Annotated in this window: 17 protein-coding genes; 6 read left to right on the top strand and 11 right to left on the bottom strand. The window is 68.1% G+C overall.

Features of this window, described 5'->3' with window-relative positions; genetic code table 11:
- Window positions 1-8: 8 nt before the first annotated feature.
- From J2126_RS16945 to J2126_RS16955, 3 genes are all read right to left on the bottom strand, one after another.
- Entirely contained in the window at window positions 9-857 is an 849-nt protein-coding gene (locus tag J2126_RS16945; RefSeq protein ID WP_209488055.1) for a class D beta-lactamase, read from the bottom strand.
- Window positions 857-1,699: a 3-methyl-2-oxobutanoate hydroxymethyltransferase gene (gene panB / locus J2126_RS16950; protein WP_209488056.1), complete on the bottom strand. Its 843-nt coding sequence runs from the start codon at window positions 1,697-1,699 to the stop codon at window positions 857-859. The genes J2126_RS16945 and panB overlap by 1 nt, the downstream gene beginning before the upstream one ends.
- A gap of 124 nt (window positions 1,700-1,823) precedes the next feature.
- Window positions 1,824-2,390: an NnrU family protein gene (locus J2126_RS16955; RefSeq protein ID WP_209488057.1), complete on the bottom strand. Its 567-nt coding sequence runs from the start codon at window positions 2,388-2,390 to the stop codon at window positions 1,824-1,826.
- A gap of 176 nt (window positions 2,391-2,566) precedes the next feature.
- On the opposite strand from J2126_RS16955, the gene J2126_RS16960 reads away from it, so the two are divergent.
- Both J2126_RS16960 and guaB read left to right on the top strand, forming a co-directional pair.
- On the top strand, window positions 2,567-3,070 hold the full coding sequence (locus tag J2126_RS16960) for a L,D-transpeptidase (protein ID WP_348634326.1): 504 nt from the start codon (window positions 2,567-2,569) through the stop codon (window positions 3,068-3,070).
- Window positions 3,071-3,289: 219 nt separating this feature from the next.
- A complete protein-coding gene (guaB, locus tag J2126_RS16965) occupies window positions 3,290-4,816 on the top strand; it encodes an IMP dehydrogenase (RefSeq protein WP_209488058.1) in 1,527 nt (508 codons plus the stop codon).
- Window positions 4,817-4,845: 29 nt separating this feature from the next.
- Here guaB and J2126_RS16970 read toward each other — a convergent pair whose 3' ends face one another.
- The gene (locus J2126_RS16970) at window positions 4,846-5,307 is read right to left on the bottom strand and encodes an ion channel (protein WP_209488059.1); all 462 of its coding nucleotides are present in this window, start codon (window positions 5,305-5,307) and stop codon (window positions 4,846-4,848) included.
- Between the two features lie 270 nt (window positions 5,308-5,577).
- Here J2126_RS16970 and J2126_RS16975 point away from each other — a divergent pair, with 270 nt between their 5' ends.
- Window positions 5,578-6,429 (top strand): sulfotransferase family protein, encoded by an 852-nt coding sequence (locus tag J2126_RS16975; protein ID WP_209488060.1) that lies wholly within the window; start codon window positions 5,578-5,580, stop codon window positions 6,427-6,429.
- Here J2126_RS16975 and J2126_RS16980 read toward each other — a convergent pair.
- From J2126_RS16980 to murA, 7 genes are all read right to left on the bottom strand, one after another.
- Entirely contained in the window at window positions 6,360-6,659 is a 300-nt protein-coding gene (locus tag J2126_RS16980; RefSeq protein WP_209488061.1) for a hypothetical protein, read from the bottom strand. The genes J2126_RS16975 and J2126_RS16980 overlap by 70 nt on opposite strands.
- A 108-nt stretch (window positions 6,660-6,767) precedes the next feature.
- The gene (gene ppx / locus J2126_RS16985) at window positions 6,768-8,294 is read right to left on the bottom strand and encodes an exopolyphosphatase (protein ID WP_209488062.1); all 1,527 of its coding nucleotides are present in this window, start codon (window positions 8,292-8,294) and stop codon (window positions 6,768-6,770) included.
- 1 nt (window position 8,295) lies between these two features.
- Entirely contained in the window at window positions 8,296-10,482 is a 2,187-nt protein-coding gene (locus J2126_RS16990) for an RNA degradosome polyphosphate kinase (RefSeq protein ID WP_209488063.1), read from the bottom strand.
- 106 nt (window positions 10,483-10,588) lie between these two features.
- Window positions 10,589-11,341, bottom strand: coding sequence for an HdaA/DnaA family protein (locus J2126_RS16995; protein ID WP_245327399.1), 753 nt, complete (start codon window positions 11,339-11,341; stop codon window positions 10,589-10,591).
- Window positions 11,342-11,345: 4 nt separating this feature from the next.
- A complete protein-coding gene (locus J2126_RS17000; protein ID WP_245327401.1) occupies window positions 11,346-12,560 on the bottom strand; it encodes an AI-2E family transporter in 1,215 nt (404 codons plus the stop codon).
- Window positions 12,561-12,617: 57 nt separating this feature from the next.
- On the bottom strand, window positions 12,618-13,148 hold the full coding sequence (locus J2126_RS17005; protein ID WP_209488064.1) for a CDP-alcohol phosphatidyltransferase family protein: 531 nt from the start codon (window positions 13,146-13,148) through the stop codon (window positions 12,618-12,620).
- A 74-nt stretch (window positions 13,149-13,222) separates the two neighbouring features.
- Window positions 13,223-14,512: a UDP-N-acetylglucosamine 1-carboxyvinyltransferase gene (gene murA / locus J2126_RS17010; protein ID WP_209488065.1), complete on the bottom strand. Its 1,290-nt coding sequence runs from the start codon at window positions 14,510-14,512 to the stop codon at window positions 13,223-13,225.
- A gap of 596 nt (window positions 14,513-15,108) precedes the next feature.
- Between murA and J2126_RS17015 the strand changes: the two genes are divergently transcribed.
- The 3 genes from J2126_RS17015 to mltG all read left to right on the top strand — a co-directional run bounded on the left by J2126_RS17015 (window position 15,109) and on the right by mltG (window position 18,219).
- A complete protein-coding gene (locus tag J2126_RS17015) occupies window positions 15,109-15,345 on the top strand; it encodes an acyl carrier protein (protein WP_012115109.1) in 237 nt (78 codons plus the stop codon).
- Between the two features lie 109 nt (window positions 15,346-15,454).
- Window positions 15,455-16,717, top strand: coding sequence for a beta-ketoacyl-ACP synthase II (gene fabF, locus J2126_RS17020; protein ID WP_209488066.1), 1,263 nt, complete (start codon window positions 15,455-15,457; stop codon window positions 16,715-16,717).
- Between the two features lie 149 nt (window positions 16,718-16,866).
- Complete coding sequence (gene mltG / locus J2126_RS17025) at window positions 16,867-18,219, top strand: endolytic transglycosylase MltG (protein ID WP_245327403.1); 1,353 nt, start codon at window positions 16,867-16,869, stop codon at window positions 18,217-18,219.
- Window positions 18,220-18,303 lie beyond the last annotated feature (84 nt).

The following is an 18,303-nucleotide window of genomic DNA, read 5'->3' on the forward strand; positions in this document are numbered from 1 at the left end:
CCGCGGGCTCAGGGGGCCTGCGCCGACAGCACCGGGACGAGCGCCGCCAGCGTCTGCCGGCGCGCCACCAGCCCGAGCGATTCGGGAGAGGCTATGTCGAGGGAGGTGTAGCGCACGAACACGGCGGTGCGGCCGTCCTTCTTCGCAAAGCCGATGAACCATCCGAACGGCCGCGACCGGTCGATCTGCCCATCCGGGAAGCGGCCGAAGCCCGAGCCGGTCTTGCCGAAGGTGACCCACCCGGCGGGCTGCTCATCGATGGCCATGATGCGGATGGTCTCGTCCACGGCCTCGGCCGAGACCGGCAGTTCGCCCTTGAGCATGCGGCGCAGGAAGTCGATCTGCTCGCGCGGGGAGATGACGAGGGAGGAGGAGATCCAGTAGCGCTTGCCGGGCTCCGCCTCGCCCTTCACGCCGCCCATGTTCTCGTTGCCGTAGGCGAAGGCCTTGAGGTACTGGGCCATCCGCTCGCGTCCGAGTTCCGCGGCGAGCACCTCGGAATACCAGACCACGGAATTCTTCATCCATGATCGGGGCGTCTGCGGGCCGCGCGTGACCTCCCGTTCGAGGTCCGCGCCAGGTGGCGGCTCGTGGACGGGCTTGCTGTCGCTCTTGAGGATGCCGGCGTCATAGCCCATCAGCGCCAGCACCACCTTGAAGGTGGAGTTGGGGGGATGGCGCGCGGCGCACAGCCCCTGTTTTGCCAGCACCCGGCCACTGTCGAGGTCGGTCACCAGCAGGCAATCCTCCGCCGCGGCCGCCGGGCGCACGCCGAGGAGCGCCGGGGCGAGCGCGAGAGACAGGAGGAAAGCGAGGCGGGCGATGGGCCGTCCCACCGCCGAGCGCGGCTGCCCCATCAGGAGGCCTTGGCCGGCTTGTCCACCAGCCGAGGGGCGTAGGTGTGCTCCTTGGCCGGGAAGGTGCGGGCGCGCACCTCCTCGGCATAGGTCGCCACCGCCGTCTCGATGGCCGGGCCGAGATTGGCGTACTTCTTCACAAACTTCGGCACCCGGTCGCCGAGGCCCAGCATGTCCTCCAGCACGAGGATCTGCCCGTCGCAGGCCGGCGAGCCGCCGATGCCGATGGTGGGGCAGGGCACTTCCTCCGTGATGCGGCGCGCGAGCGGCTCGGCGATGGCCTCCAGCACGATGGAGAAGGCACCGGCCTCGGCCACCGCGCGGGCGTCGTCGAGGATGATGGAGGCCTCGGCATCGTCGCGGCCGCGCGCCTTGAACGAGCCGAGCGTGTTGATGGCCTGCGGGGTAAGGCCCACATGGCCCATCACCGGCACGCCGCGATCCACCAGGAAGCGCACGGTGTCGGCCATGCGCCGGCCACCCTCGAGCTTTACCGCGCCGGCGCCGGTCTCCTTGAGCACGCGGGCAGCGGTGTGGAAGGCTTCGGTCGGGCTCGCCTCGTAGCTGCCGAAGGGCAGGTCCACGACGATGAGCGCACGCTGCGTGCCGCGCACCACGGCGCGGCCATGCACGATCATCATCTCCACGGTCACCGGGACAGTGGTCTCCAGCCCATGCATCACCATGCCGAGGCTGTCGCCAACGAGGATCACATCGACGTGGCGGTCGAGCAGGCGGGCCGTGTGGGCATGGTAGGAGGTGAGCGACACGATGGGCTCGCCCCCCTTGCGGGCCTGGATCTCGGGCGCGGTGACGCGGCGGGCGTCGGCCTGAATGGACATGGCGTTCCTCTTGGCTTGGCCGGCGCCGGGGCGGCGGCACGGCCGGGGGCATTTCCGGCTCCCGCGGGAGCCGTCCTCTCCTGGCTGTTGTTCTTGTTCGTGTCTCTGGACGGCCGCGCTGCTCTCACATCACCGGCACGCCGACGACGTAGGGATGAAATAGGTAGGCGAGGGCGAGATAGAGCACCAGCCCCCCGCCGACCACCAGCGCGTCGCCCGCCCAGTTTTTCGGAGCGACGGGCACGGGCAGGTTGCGCCGCTTCACCGAGATGCGGTCGAACACCGCCCAGGCCAGCACCGCGCCGAACAGCACGATGGAGGCGATGTCGCCATTGGCGAGAAGGTGTGCCACGGCCCAGGTCTTCACGCCCACCAGCATGGGGTGCTTGAGCCAAGCCTTCACATGGCTCGGGACATAAGCGGCGACGATGGCGATGGCGGCGAACAGCATCAAGAGCAGCGTCAGATGGCGCATGCCCACAGGCGGGTTCCACACCTGCATGGGGCCGGAGGCGCGCCACAGCGCATAGCCATAGGCCGTGAGCAGCAGGCCGGACGCCGCGAGCAGGGAATAAAAGCCCTTGTAGGGGCCTTCCCCCAGCGTGCCGATGAGGCTGGCGCGCAGGCCCCTGACCGTCGTCACCAGATGGATGCCGAGGAAGACGACGAGGCCGAACAGCATCATCACCATGGAACGGGTCTCCTGAGGCGGGGGCGCATCCGCCGCCGACGCGCGGACATTAGTGATGACGGAGCCGGTTGGAAACGGGGCGGCGGTTTCTGGCAACCGGTGGGCGTCGCCCGGGCCAGCGACATCTTGCACGCGTCCCCAAGCGTGGCACTATGGCTGACGGGAGGTCAACGAACATGTTCGAAGCGCTGGTTGTGCCACCGCGCGTCGGCAAGGTGGGGGCGGTTCTGCGCAAGTCCCGCCTTTTGATCTGGCTGGCCGCCGCGCTCCTCGCGGCCATGCTCGTGAGTTTCGCTCTGGCCGGGCCGGCCTCCGCCGCAGCGGCCGTGGTGGCGCGGATCGACCTGTCGCGACAGACCATGACCGTGAGCGTCAACGGGATGCCGCACTATTCCTGGCCGGTTTCCACCGCCCGCCGGGGCTATGTCACGCCCACCGGGGCTTACCGACCCCAGCGCATGTACCGCAGCTATTTCTCGCGCAAGTATTACAACTCGCCCATGCCCTACTCGATCTTCTTCAATGGCGGGTATGCCATCCACGGCAGCTATGAGGTGAGCCGCCTCGGCGCGCCGGCCTCCCACGGCTGCGTGCGGCTGCACCCCTCGAATGCCGCGACCCTCTATTCCCTGGTGCAGACCTACGGGGCGGGCAACACGCTGATTCTCATCACCCGCTGAGGCGCGGCTTTTCCGGCCCCTCGTGCGGCGCATGCGTGCCCTGCGGCGAATCCCTCGCAACAGGTCTTCTATTCGTCGCGCACCCATGGTATCGGCCACTGCCAACTCGTAGCGAGGTGCCGGAGCCCCGCGGCCAGCCCAAAGGTCTGGTCCAGGCTCAGTCTCTCGTTCCGGCCCCGATCCAGCGGTCGCGTTCCGCGCCGCCACCAGGAGTTGGCCATGACAACCCCCAATGGGACTGCGCATTCGTCCGCGATCGACAGCCGCTCGCGCTTCCGCGAGGCGCTGACCTTCGACGACGTGCTGCTGACGCCCGGCGCCTCCGAGGTGATGCCCGGCCAGGTGGATATCTCCACCCAGCTCACCAAGACCATCAGCCTCAACATGCCGATCATCTCCGCGGCGATGGACACCGTGACCGAATCGCGTCTCGCCATCGCCATGGCGCAGGCTGGCGGTATCGGCGTGATCCACCGCAATCTCTCGCCGGAGATGCAGGCCGAGCATGTGCGGCAGGTGAAGAAGTACGAATCGGGCATGGTGGTGAACCCCGTCACCATCCATCCCGACCAGCCGCTTTCCGACGCGCTGGACCTGATGAAGCGCTATTCCATCTCCGGCATTCCGGTGGTGGAGCGGGGCACCGGCGGCATCGCCGGCCGCCTGGTCGGCATCCTCACCAACCGCGACGTGCGCTTCGCCCGCGATCCCGGCCAGCGGGTCGCCGAACTGATGACCAAGGACCGTCTGGTCACCGTCCGCGAGGGGCAGGTGAATCAGGACGAGGCCAAGCGCCTCCTGCACCAGTACCGCATCGAGAAACTGCTGGTGGTGGATGCTGACGACCGCTGCGTCGGCCTCATCACCGTGAAGGACATCGAGAAGGCGGTGGCCTATCCCAGCGCCGCCAAGGACGAGCAGGGCCGCCTGCGCGTCGCCGCCGCGACCACCGTTGGCGAGGACGGCTTCGAGCGCACCGAGCGTCTGATCGACGCGGGCGTGGATCTCGTGGTGGTGGACACCGCCCACGGCCATTCGCGCAAGGTGCTGGACCAGGTGGAGCGCATCAAGAAGCTCTCCAACCGCACCCAGATCCTTGCCGGCAACATCGCCACTTCCGACGGCGCCAAGGCGCTCATCGATGCGGGCGCGGATGCGGTGAAGGTCGGCATCGGCCCCGGCTCCATCTGCACCACTCGCATTGTCGCCGGCGTCGGCGTGCCCCAGCTCACCGCCGTCATGGACGCGGTGGAGGCGGCGCTCGCCACGGGGACGCCGGTGGTTGCCGACGGCGGCATCAAGTTCTCCGGCGACCTCGCCAAGGCACTGGCGGCGGGCGCCTCCGCCGCCATGGTGGGCTCGCTCCTCGCCGGCACCGACGAGAGCCCGGGCGAGGTCTTCCTGTTCCAGGGCCGCTCCTACAAGTCCTATCGCGGCATGGGCTCGGTGGGCGCCATGGCCCGCGGCTCGGCCGACCGCTACTTCCAGGCCGAGGTGCGCGACACCCTGAAGCTGGTGCCGGAAGGCATCGAGGGGCAGGTGGCCTACAAGGGGCCGGTCGGTGCCGTGCTGCACCAGCTCGCCGGCGGCCTGCGGGCGGCCATGGGCTATGTGGGCGGGTCCAATCTCCAGGAGTTCCGCGAGCGCGCCCGCTTCGTGCGCATCTCCTCGGCCGGCCTGCGCGAGAGCCACGTCCATGACGTGACCATCACCCGCGAGAGCCCCAACTATCCGACCAGCGTCTGACGCTGTTTGAGTGTTCACACCGGCGCGGCTCAGCCCGCGCCGGCGGCACCCCCGCCACGCATGCGCACCACGAATTCCACCAGGAAGGCCGTGGACCAGGCCACCATCATGGGGCCGATGAGCGATTCGAAACCGGCCACGGCCCGAAAGGCCCTTTTGATGCTCACGCCATCGGGACCGAGCGTGGTGTAAGTGGAGAGAGAATAATAGATGGCGTCGCGCGGGTCGCCGATGGCGTCGAGCAGCACATAGGCGCCGGCCCAGATGCACACCTCCGCGAGATGCACGAGGCTGAGGCTGAGCACCGTGGCGCTGATGATGACGGCTTCCACGAATACATGGTCCGCATAGACCTTGCCGCTGATCCGATGGCTCAGCCTCCGGCGGATGATCGCCAGGCCGATGGCGTGGGTGCACACCGTGAGCATCGCCAGCACGATGCAGACCATCGCCACCGCCAGCATCGCGCCCGAACCAATCGTCCCGTCCATATCCCGTTTTCGCTCCGTCACGTGACACACCACGTGTGAGCTTAGCACCGGCCGGTGGGATCTCACGCGTCGAGGCAAGATGTCCCCGAGCGTGAGCGGGGCGGCACGCGGCGGAAACGCCACGAAACGGATGTTTACAAACGGTATCCATTTCCTTCTTCCGCAGCGGAATACCCCTGGGGTAATTTGGATTCCAAGGGTGGCACACGAGGGGACCGACAGGCTCCGCGAGGCGGAGCCGTCCGGGCCTCTCGCGCCGGAGCCGCTCCAATGTTCGCCTCTCAGCCTCGCTTGGATTTTGCCGTCGTCGGCGTTCAGAAGGCAGGAACGACCGCACTTTTCCATTTCCTGTCCCAGCATTCCCGCATCGCGATGCCGGGCGACAAGGAACTGCACTTCTTCGACGACGACCGCCGGTGCTGGGCGCGCCCAGACTATCGCGACTACCTCTCACGTTTTCCCCGGCGGCGGGGCGCGATCCGTGGCGAGGCGACGCCCTCCTACATCTGGTGGCCGAACGCGCTTGAGCGGCTGTGGTTGCATAATCCCCATGTCCGGATCATCGCCCTGTTCCGCGATCCGGTGGCCAGGGCCCATGCCCACTGGCGCATGAGTCGGGCGAACGGCAGGGAGCCCCTCGATTTTTCCAGCGCCATCCGGGCAGAGCGGGGCCGGCTCCCGGCCGGCACTGCCGACGATGGGCGACGGCACTATTCCTATGTGGAGCGCGGCTTTTACGGCGCTCAGGTGGAGCGCCTCCTGTCCATCTTCCCACGCAGCCAGGTTCTGATGCTCCGCCAGGACGATCTGGCGCAGCACCACGGGGAAACCCTCTCGCGCGTGTTCGATTTTCGCGGACTTGAGAGGGAGTACGTCGCGCCGGATCGGATCTTCGATGGCGCCGCCGACCTGCCGGTCAGCGCCGCGGACGAGGCCTTTCTTGCGAACGCCTATGCCGCGGACCTCGAACGCTTTTCCGCGCTCAGCCGGCTCGACGTATCCCGCTGGCCGAGCGCCGACCCGGACCGGCGCATCATCGCGCCGGACGGGTGTCAGACGTTTCGGCGGGAGTCTTTCGGCGGCGTCACATCGATCATTCCGCTCTCGTCCGGCGTGCCGTAGCCGCGGGTCTCGCGCAGGTCGATGACGCGGAATGAAAAGCCGCCGTCGCGCTTCATGCCCGGCGCGCGGCCGGTGACGAGCGCATAGACGCCGCCGCCAAGAACCAGGGCGGTGATGACGATGCCGGCCACCAGGATGAGGCCGCCGACAAGCGTAAACAGGGCGAGGCCCACGAGACCCGCCACCACAAGGCCGGCGATACCGCCGAAGATGTTCACGAGCTGTTTCATGACTGAAAGGGTGTCGGCCAATTCGGGCGGAATTCCGAGCGGAGACACCGGGGCACCAGCAACCTTTGCGTGATCGCGGCCTTGGCCTGACCGAAAGGGAAGGGCGGCTCAGTCCGCCGCCCCCTCCTCATATTGCTCCAGCGCGGGCTCACGTCCAATGAGCCGGGCGAGCTGGCGCAGGCGGTTCTGCACGCGTTCGTTGACGAGCGACACCAACGTCTTCGGCACGCTCAGCACCAGCTGGTCGCCGCGCACCTTCAGCGGCATGCGGGGCAGGATGCCCGGCATCGCGGCGGACAGCACATAGCCGACCCGCATGGCCGCCCCGAGGATGCGGGCGCGGTCCAGCATTCCGGTGGTGACAAGCTCAAGGATGCGGGTGTCGCTTTCGTCGGCGCCGAGGCCCACGTGACGGAAATAGACCGACAGCGCCACGTAAGCCCGGCCGGGATGATCGATGCCGGCGAAGGCGGCATGGGCGATCATGTTGAGGCTCTGCTCGCCGCGATAGTCGGGATGGGCGCGCCAGCCCACATCCGCGAGCAGGCAGGCCGCGCGGCGCAGGCGGCGCTCCTCGTCCGCTTCCTCCAGCACCGGGGCAGAGGCGAAGAAGCCGTCGGTCCAGGCCACAAGTTCCTCACCGTGCAAGGGCGAGCGGGAGCGCAGGACATTCATCTCCGCCGCCGCGATGAGCAGCGGGTCACCGGCCCGCTCGGCCTCGGGCAGCAGCGAATAGAGCAGGCCCTCGCGCACGCCGAGGGCCGAAATGACCACCTCGGACGGGCGCCCCTGCCGCACGATGTTCTCCAGCACCAGCGCGCCATAGGCGAGCAGCGGGCGCCGCGCGTCGGAGATCACGTCGATATGGGCCAGCGCTTCGGTGTCGGCACGATGGACGATGCGGGTGAAGTCCAGCGCCTCGCGGGCCGGTATCACATAGCCGTGCATCACATGCAGCGGATAGCCCTTCGTGAACATGTGCAGACGCGCAAGGGCCCGCCATGTGCCACCCACCGCATAGAAGGTCCGGCCGGCGAGGCCGTCCAGAACCTGCGCCTCGGGGATGGTGTCGCGGACGATCTTCTCCGCCTTGCGCGTCGAGCGCGACGAGCGATCCTGAAGGGCGAGGCCGCCCAGCGGCAAGGTCACGCCCGTGCCGACGCAGCCGGCTTTCACGTCCACCAGCTCCAGCGAGCCGCCGCCCAGATCGCCGACGATGCCGTCCGGCGCGTGCACGCCGGCGACGATGCCATAGGCCGCGAGTTCCGCCTCGCGCTTGCCCGTCAGCAGCTCGATGCGGGTACCGCAGATGGCCTCGCACTCGGCGATGAAGGCGGGGCCGTTCTGGGCATCACGCGCGGCGGCGGTGGCGAGCGCATGGATCTCGCCCACCTGCATGGCGTCGCAGAGCGCGCGGAAGCGCTTCAGCGCGGCGAAGGCGCGATCGACCGCATCCTGCGGGAGCCGGCCGGTGGAGAGGACCTCCCGGCCGAGCCCACACAGGGCCTTCTCGTTGAAGATCGGCGTCAGGGCACGGTTGAGCCCCTCGTACACGACGAGGCGCACCGAGTTGGAGCCGATATCAATGACTGCGACCGGCGCCCCAAGGGACAGCCGGCCGGGCGCCTGCGTCAACTCAGCGCCCGCCTCCCCGGCGGACGAAGAGGCTGCGCGGCGAAGAATCCTTGAGAGACTTTCCACGTCCGGACAAGCTCGGATTGGTCATGAAATACTGATGGGCGTTGAACGGCTCCTCGCCCGGCGCCGGGACTATGCGTTCGGAGGAGCCATCCGGCAAGACACGCCAGCTCTGCTGGTTGTCGATAAGGTTCGCGACCATGATCTGGTCGAGCACCTGCTCGTGCACGGTCGGGTTGGTGATGGGGCACAGGGTCTCAACCCGGCGGTCGAGGTTGCGCGGCATCAGGTCCGCCGAGGAGATGTAGACGATGGCGTTCGGGCTGGGCAGGCCATGGCCGCCGCCGAAGCAGTAGATGCGCGAGTGCTCCAGGAAGCGCCCGACGATGGACTTCACCCGGATGTTCTCGCTCAGGCCGGGGATGCCCGGCCTGAGGCAGCAGATGCCGCGGATGACGCAATCCACCTGCACCCCGGCCGCGCTCGCGGCATAGAGCGCGTCGATGATCTCGGGGTCCACAAGCGAATTGCACTTCAGCCAGATCGCCGCCGGACGGCCCGCCCGCGCGAACTCGATCTCGTCCGCGATGTGCTTCATCAGCCGCGGCTTGAGGAAGGACGGCGACACGGCCATCGCGTCGAGCTCATCAGGCGTCGCATAGCCGGTGATGAAGTTGAAGATGCGCGCCACGTCTTGGGCGATCACCGGATCGGCGGTGAAGAAGGACAGGTCGGTGTAGATGCGCGCGGTAATGGGGTGGTAGTTTCCGGTGCCCACATGCACGTAGGTGGCGAGCTGCGAGCCCTCGCGGCGCACCGCCATGGAAAGCTTGCCGTGGGTCTTCAGCTCGATGAAGCCGAAGACCACCTGCACGCCGGCGCGCTCCAGGTCACGCGCCCAACGGATGTTGGCCTCCTCGTCGAAGCGCGCCTTCAGCTCCACCAGCGCCGTCACCGACTTGCCGGCTTCGGCCGCCTCGGCGAGCGCCTTCACGATGGGGCTGTCGGATGAGGTGCGGTACAAGGTCTGCTTGATGGCGACGACATTGGGGTCGCGGGCGGCCTGGCGCAGAAACTGAACCACCACGTCAAAGGATTCATAAGGGTGGTGAACCAGAATGTCCTTCTCGCGAATAGCGAGAAAGCAGTCTCCGCCGTGGTCGCGGATGCGCTCGGGAAATCGGGCGTTGTAGGCCTGGAACTTCAGGTCCGGCCTGTCCACCGACACGAGCTGCGAAAATTCGTTCAGCGCGAGCACGCCGTCCACCACGAAGATCTCGTCGTCGTTCACCCCAAGCTCGCGGGCGACGAAGATGCGCAGTTCGTCCGGCATGGCGGCGTCGGCCTCCATGCGGATCACCTCGCCGTACCGGCGCTGCTTCAGCGCGGTCTCGAACAGGCGCACGAGGTCTTCCGCCTCTTCCTCGATTTCGAGGTCGCTGTCGCGGATGACGCGAAAGACGCCCTGTCCCTTCACGGCGTAGCCGGGGAAGAGGCGGGCGATGAACAGGCCGATCATCTGCTCGAGCGTCATGAAGCGCAGCGTGCCGGCGCCCTGGTCCGGCAGGCGGATGAAGCGGTCGACCTTGGCCGGAATGCGGATAAGCGCGTTCATCCCCCGCCCGTCCGACTGGCGCACCAGCTGGAGCGCCAGCGAGAAGCCGAGGTTGGGAATGAAGGGGAAGGGGTGGGCCGGATCGATGGCGAGGGGGGTCAGCACCGGGAAGACATGGTTGAGGAAGTGCCGCTCCAGCACGTCCATGTCCTCGGGAGTCCCGTCCGTGCCGTCCACCAGCACGATACCGGCGCCGGCGAGGTCTCGCCGCAGTTCGCGCCAGCGGCCCTGCTGGTCGGCGATCAATTGCGCGGCGGCCGCGAGAATGGTGTTCAGTTGCTCGGAGGGGGTGAGCCCGTCCGGGCTCGGGGTCTGGACGCCTTCTCGCACCTGTTCCTTCAGGCCCGCCACGCGGACCATGAAGAATTCGTCGAGGTTGTTGGCGGAAATGGAGAGGAAGCGCAGTTGCTCCAGCAGCGGGTGATTGCGGTTCTCCGCTTCCTCCAGCACGCGGCGGTTGAAGCCGAGCCAGGAAATCTCGCGGTTGATGAACCGCTGCGGGGATTGCGCGAGCGGGCTTTCCACTTCGGCGACGATCTCGGTGTCGGAGAGAGCTACAGCCTCGTTCATGCCCATTCGCTCCGTCGCTCCCTCAACGCCTCAATGGCGGAAACCGGCCGGACCATGGCCGGCTTGCATGACCACTCTATGACATTGCGCCGGCCTTGCGCGTTCCTCAATCATCGCCCACCGGACCGGCGCCGCCGGGCGCATCGTCTGGATGGTCGCCGAATGCCTCGGCGTCGAGCGCGGACGCCAGCACCTGGGCCGCGAGGGCGCGCGTCACCGGCCGCCGGGCGGCCAGCGCCGCCTGGTCCAGCGCCTCGACAATGCGCTGCGCGCCGGCCACTGAACGCGGAATCCGCAGCAGGAGATATTGTACGGTCGCCTCGTCCACAGCGAGCTGGCGGTCGGCGAACAGCTTCACCAGCACCGCGGCCAGCAGCGCATCGTCCGCCGGGGCGATCTCGAACACCGGAATGGCACGCAGACGGGAAGCGAGGTCCGCGGTGGCGAGCGCGAAGCCGGAGGGCAGCGTGCGCGCGGTCATCAGCAGGTAGGCCTGCTGCTCGCGGGCGAGATTGAGCAGGTGGAAGAGGGCCGGCTCGCTGAAGGTCGCCGGGTCGAGATCCTCGAGCACCAGGGCATCGTGGGCGAGGGCGGCCGGCACCGACTCGCGCACGAGGTCACGGGCAGCGAGCGTCAGGGCGCCCGACCGTTCGGCGAAGATGGCGGCGAGGTGGCTCTTGCCCGAGCCGTCCGGCCCGACAAGGCAAGCGACGCGCGAGGGCCAGTCCGGAAACGCATCGATGAGCGCGAGCGCTGCCGCGTTGCCGGGGGCCGCAAGGAAATCCTCGCGGCGGAGCGCCGGCTGGTTGGGCAGGTCGAGGGCAAGCTGTCGCGGCGGTCCGGCCGGGAGACGGGGCATGATGTCAGCGCGCCTCGGCCGGCGGATCTTCCTCATCCGCGGCGCCCTGGTAGAGCGAGGATTGCATGTACCTGGCGATGGCGAAGCGCACGAGCACCCCGGCCACCGCCGTCAGCGGCACCGCCAGCAGAAGGCCGACGAAGCCGAACAGGTAGCCGAAGGCGAACAAGGCGAACATCAGCCACACCGGATGCACGCCGATGCTGTCGCCCACCAGTTTGGGCGCGAGCACGTAGCCCTCGATGGTCTGGCCGGCGACGAAGATGGCGAGCACGGTGCCGATCATGCCCCAGTCGGGAAAGAACTGGACGATGGCCACGCCCATGGCCAGCACGAAGCCGGTGAGCGATCCCACATAGGGGATGAAGGTGATGACCCCCGAGACGATGCCGATGAGCAGCCCGAAGTTGAGCCCCACCATGGACAGGGAGATGGCGTAGAAGCCGCCCAGCAGCAGGCAGACCGTGGCCTGGCCGCGCACGAAGCCGGCCACCGCATTGTCCATGGCGCGGGCGAGGCCGCGCACCACCGGGCGATGCGGAACAGGCACCAGCCGGTCCACCAGCCCAACCATCTCGTTCCAGTCGCACAGGATGTAGAACACAACCACCGGCGTCACCACCAGCAGCGCGAACAGGGCGACGAGTGCCTGTCCGCCGGACCAGACCGAGGAGAGCAGGGTCAGCACATGGCTGACGCCCTGGGTCATCAGGTCCGAGATGGAGCGCTGCATGTCCGGCAGTCGGTCGCCGACGATGCCGCTCAGCCATTCCCGGTTCTCTTCGGTCAGAAGGCCCTGAAGGCGCGTCACATAGGAGGGCAGGCGCTGGATGAACTCGAACAGCTGCGACGACAGGATCGGCAGCGCCAGCAGGAAGAACAGCATCACCAGCAGCAGCATGATCCCCACCACCACGAGGGCGGAGAGGGTGCGTGCGACGCCGATGTGCTCCAGGCGGGCGACCACCGGATTGAGGAAATAGGCGAGCACGATGCCTGCCACGAAGGGCAGGAGGATGCCGGACAGCAGCCAGAGGATAAGGGCGGTGAGCAGTAGCGCGCCCACCCAGAAGCGGGCCTGAATGCGCACCGATGTCCCCTCCATTCCCGGATGGATCGGCACGGGCATGCGGGGCAGGCGGGCGAAAGCTGCGCTGCGCCGCGCCGGCGACGTCGGGTCGCTGCGGAGTTCCGGCATGCGCGTGCGGTCGCCGTCCATCACCTTGCGCCTTTCAACCGGCCGCCCGAAGGAGAGCCGATCCTGAACCGTCGCCCCTCAGCTTGCCATATGGCGCGTCCATGCGGCGAGATAGGCAGCGGCGGAAAGGCCCGTCAAGAGGCCGACCAGCACCAGCCCGAGATCGTACAGCCCCGGCACGGCCACGCCGAAGCCCGCGCTGGCCAGCACGACGGCCGCGAAGCTGATCTGCGCTGCCGTGTTCACCTTGGAAATCAGCAGGGGGCTGATCGTCACCGGCTTCGCCATCACCAGCGAGAGCACCACCGCGCCAATGATCATGACATCCCGCGAGACGACCGCGATGGCGACCCAGCGCGGAATGAGCCCCACCACCGCCAGCGTCACGTAGATCGAGACGAGCAGCGCCTTGTCCGCGACCGGGTCGAGATAGGAGCCAAGCTCGGTCTGCATCTGGAAGCGCTTGGCGATGAAACCGTCGAGCGCGTCCGATACCCCCGCAGCAAGGAACAACCAGAAGGCGAGGAGCGGCTCGCCCGAGGCGATGGCCCACACCACGGCCGGCACCAGGAAGATGCGCAGCAAGGTGATGATGTTGGGGATGCTCAAGGCTCTTCCGCCACCCTGATAGCGTTGAAAGGCCAGCCGTTGCGAGAAGAGCGCGGGCGCTCCGCGCTCCGCCCTCAGGCGCTGATGCGCTCGATCTCCGCGCCGCAGCGCGACAGCTTCTCTTCCAGCTTTTCGAAGCCGCGATCGAGGTGATAGACGCGCTGCACCATGGTCTCGCCCTCGGCGGCGAGGCCGGCGATGACGAGGGAGACCGAGGCGCGCAGGTCGGTGGCCATCACCGGTGCGCCTGTCAGCCGCTCCACGCCCTCCACGACGGCGGTGTCGCCGTCGAGGTGGATACGGGCACCGAGGCGCGCCAACTCCTGAACATGCATGAAGCGGTTCTCGAAGATGGTCTCTGTGATGCGTGAGCGGCCCTTCGCCTTGGTCATCAGGGCCATGAACTGGGCCTGCAGGTCGGTCGGGAAGCCGGGATAGGGGGCGGTGGAGACGTCCACCGGCAGGATGCCGGCGCCGTTGCGGCGGACACGAATGCCCTCGTTGGTGGCGTCGATCTCCGCGCCGGCGTGGCGCAGGGTCTCCAGCGCGTCCTCCAGGAGGTCCGGCCGGGCGCCGGCGAGCATCACGTCACCGCCGGTCATGGCGGTGGCCATGGCATAGGTACCGGTCTCGATGCGGTCGGGCAGCACCGCGTGGCGGGCCGCCTTGAGGCGCGGCACGCCCTCGATGCGGATGGTTGACGTGCCGGCCCCCTCGATGCGCGCGCCCATCTTGATGAGGCAGTCGGCGACATCGACGATCTCGGGCTCGCGCGCGGCATTCTCGATCACGCTCTCGCCGCGGGCGAGGGCGGCGGCCATCAGCGCGGTATGGGTCGCGCCCACGGACACCTTGGGGAAGACGATCCGGGCGCCGGTGAGCCCGCGCGGGGCCTTGGCCAGCACGTAGCCGGCGTCGATCTCGATGTCCGCGCCCAGCGCGCGCAGGGCGTCGAGGTGGAAATCCACCGGCCGCGTGCCGATGGCGCAACCGCCCGGCAGCGAGACCTTGGCGACGCCCATGCGGGCGAGCAGCGGCCCCACCACCCAGAAGGAGGCACGCATCTTCGACACCAGCTCGTAGGGCGCGACCGTGTCCACGATGACGCGGGCATCGATCTCCAGCGTCTGGCCGGCGTAGGGGTCGTCGCCGTTGCGCTTGCCGTTGGTGGTGATATCCACGCCGTGATTGCCGAGGATGCGCTGCAGCAGGGCCACGTCCGCAAGACGGGGGACGTTTTCCAGAATCAGCTTCTCCTCGGTCAGGAGGCTGGCGATCATCAGCGGCAGGGCTGCGTTCTTCGCGCCCGAGATGGGGATGGTGCCCTTCAGCTCGTTGCCGCCGACGATGCGAATCTTGTCCATGCCGTCCTGTCCTTGCCTTGCGAGCGGCGCCCCCTGAGCCGGCCGTAAGCGGATGTAAGAGGAAAGCTCTAGCCCGGCTCGCCCTCTGGCACAATCGCGGGCTTCCCCTCCGACGGGGCGCTGCTACCACCCGTTGCGGGATTTCCACCGGAAGCCTCGGTGGAAGAGGCGGTCGGCGCGGAGGGAGCATCGCTCTCCTGTGGTGCGCGGCGCGCACGAGCCTGCGACTTGCGACGCTGGAGATTGGCGCGCAAGGCGGCGGCGAGGCGGTCCGATCGATCCGTGTCAGAGGCCATGATGTTCCCTTTTCGTCCCATTAGAGGGGGTGCCGAGCCGGCGCAAGGGCACCCTTTCTCCTTACCTTTGCGTGCATTGCTGGCCTTGCCGCGGGGAGTGTGCTAACGAGCCCAATTGCTGGGCCGGGGGAAAGCGTGCGTACGGGCGCTGCACCATCCGCGCGCGGCGCGAGGACGAACCGCTGAAATCTCGTCTCCTTCGCGACGGAGGGGGACTGGGCACGGCGGAAAAAAGGCATTATGCCCTCCTCCAGCCGCCGAACGGCAACGGGATTATCCGAACAACCGAGGGTTCGATCTATGAGTGACATCGCCGAGCGGGTGAAGAAGATTGTCGCGGAGCACTTGGGAGTTGAGCCCGAGAAGGTCACGGAGAGCGCCTCCTTCATCGACGATCTCGGCGCCGACAGCCTCGACACCGTGGAACTCGTGATGGCCTTCGAGGAGGCCTTCAACTGCGAGATCCCGGACGATGCCGCCGAGACCATCCTGACTGTGGGCGACGCGATCAAGTTCCTGGAAAAGAACGCGGCTTGATCCATACGCGTGTCCATCTGGCGGTCGCGTGGCGCTCGGCGCCCGCGGCCGTTGTTGCACCGGGCCGCGCGCCAGGGGCGCCGTTCGCCCGCCTCCCGGAGTTTTTCCCATGAGACGTGTTGTCGTCACCGGCCTCGGCATGGTGACGCCGCTCGCCTGCGGCGTCGAGCCGACCTGGCGGCGGCTGCTTGCCGGCGAAAGCGGTGTCAAGGCGATCAGCCATTTCGAGGTGTCCGACCTCGCGTGCAAGATCGCGGCGAACATCCCGCGCGGCGACGGGTCCGACGGCACCTACAATCCCGACCAGTGGATGGAGCCGAAGGAGCAGCGCAAGGTCGATGAATTCATCGTCTTCGCCATGGCCGCGGCCACCCAGGCGCTGGACGACGCCGGCTGGCATCCCACGGAGTACGAGGACCAGATTGCCTCGGGCGTGCTGATCGGCTCCGGCATCGGCGGTATCGAGGGCATAGCGGAAGCGTCCCTGCTCCTGAAGGATCGCGGCCCGCGCCGCATCTCGCCCTTCTTCATCCCCGGCCGGCTCATCAATCTCGCCGGCGGCTACGTCTCCATCACGCACGGCCTCAAGGGGCCGAACCACGCGGTGGTCACGGCCTGCTCCACCGGCGCCCATGCCATCGGCGACGCCGGCCGGCTGATCGCTCTCGGCGACGCCGACGTGATGGTCGCGGGCGGCACCGAATCGCCGGTCAACCGGCTCTCCATCGCCGGCTTCGCCGCGTGCAAGGCGCTCTGCACCGCGTTCAATGACGACCCCATTCACGCCTCGCGCCCCTACGACAAGGACCGGGACGGCTTCGTCATGGGCGAGGGCGCCGGCGTCGTGGTGCTGGAAGAGCTGGAGCACGCGAAGGCGCGCGGCGCCAAGATCTATGCCGAGCTGGTCGGCTACGGCCTGTCGGGCGATGCCTTCCACATCACCGCCCCGTCCATGGACGGCGACGGCGCCTACCGCTGCATGTCGGCGGCGCTGAAGCGGGCGGGCCTGACGGCGGACGACATCGACTACATCAACGCCCACGGCACCTCCACCATGGCCGACGAGATCGAGCTCAAGGCGGTGGAGCGGCTGCTCGGCAATGCGGCGGCCAAGACCGCCATGTCGTCGACCAAGTCGTCCATCGGCCATCTGCTCGGGGCCGCGGGCTCGGTGGAGGCGATCTTCTCCATCCTCGCCATCCGCGACCAGATTGCCCCGGCGACGCTCAATCTCGACAATCCGTCGGTGGAGACGCCGATCGATCTGGTGCCGCTGACGCCCAAGCCGCGCAAGATCGACGCCGTGCTCTCCAATTCCTTCGGCTTCGGCGGCACCAATGCGTCGCTGATCTTCCGCCGCTACGACGCCTGATACGGCCTGCGGTCGGGCGGGAGCCCGGCCGCACGACGCTGGGACAGCCTGCCCCCGTCACGCCCGAATGTCCCTTTAGCAAGCCGCCAAAAGGTGGCTGACTGCTCCGCGCAACGCGAGAGCTTAGGCCGACGACAAGGGAGCCCGGGATGGCCCAGTCCAACGACGGATCATCGACGCGCGAGGAGCCGGAGAAGGACGCACCGCGCGACGCGGCTTCGTCATATCCCCCGTCTTCCGACCAGGCCGCTTCGCCAGTGCAGTCCGGTCCCGGTGAGGATTCACCGCTCCTGCCGAAAGGGCAGGTCCGCCCGCCCGAGGCCATCGCCTCGGCTCCGCCGCGCCCGCCTGCCGCTCCGCCCATGCCGACAGGTCCCACCCGCAACACCAAGCAGCGCAAGGCGCCTCCGCGCAGGCCGCCGCCGAAGCCGCCCCGGCCGTCGCGCAGCGCGCGGCATCCCGCCGTCACCATCGGCAGCGGCATCTTCACCTTTCTGCTGTTCGCCTTCGTCGCCGTGGGGCTTGCCGGCTGGTATGGCCAGCGCGCCTTCACCGAGCCTGGACCGCTCACCGCCGACAAGGTCGTCAACATTCCGCGCGGCGCCGGCGTGCGCGACATGGCCGAGATTCTCGAGCGCGAGGGCGTCATCCAGAGCTGGGTGCTGTTCGTGGCCGGACAGAAGATTTCCCGCCCGGATGCCTCGCTGAAGGCAGGCGAATACGTTTTCAAGCCCGGCCAGTCGGTGGCGAGCGTGATCGACACCATCGCGTCCGGCAAGGTCGTGCTGCACCAGGTGACCATTCCCGAAGGGCTGACCAGCCAGCAGGTGGTCAAGCGCCTGATGGACAATGACCTTCTCACCGGCACCCCCGCCGTGCCCCAGGAGGGCACGCTGCTGCCCGAGACCTACCGCATCCATCGCGGCATGACCCGTGATGCCGTGCTCCAGGAGATGGCGGACGCGCAGAAGAAGTTGCTGGCCACCATCTGGGCGAAGCGCGCGCCGGACGTGCCGCTCAAGAGCCCGCAGGAACTGGTAACCCTCGCCTCCATCGTCGAAAAGGAGACCGGGCAGGCCGACGAGCGACCCAAGGTCGCCGCCGTGTTCGTCAACCGCCTGGCGCGGAAGATGCGGCTGCAGTCCGACCCGACCATCATCTACGGCATCGTCGGCGGACGAGGCTCGCTCGGCCGGCCGATCTCGCGCACGGACATCGCCACAGCAACCGCCTACAACACCTATGCCATCGACGGACTGCCCCCCGGCCCCATCTGCAATCCGGGCAAGGACGCTCTGATGGCGGCGGCCAACCCGCCAAAGACGAAGGATCTCTTCTTCGTCGCCGACGGCACCGGCGGCCACGCCTTCGCCGAGACGCTGGCCGACCACAACAAGAACGTCGCCCGCTGGCGGGCGATCGAACAGGGCGCCCCCCCGGCGCAGGGCGGCCAGCCGCCCGCTGCCCCGGCCGCCACACCTGCGGCCCCCCCAGGCCGCTGAACGAACACGGAGACGGCCATGGCCGCGGGACCGATCATCAAGCGCGCAGCCGTCTCGGCTGGGAAGGTGGAGCCGCGGACGCCG

It is taken from the genome of Xanthobacter flavus, assembly GCF_017875275.1.
Lineage (GTDB): Bacteria > Pseudomonadota > Alphaproteobacteria > Rhizobiales > Xanthobacteraceae > Xanthobacter > Xanthobacter flavus_A.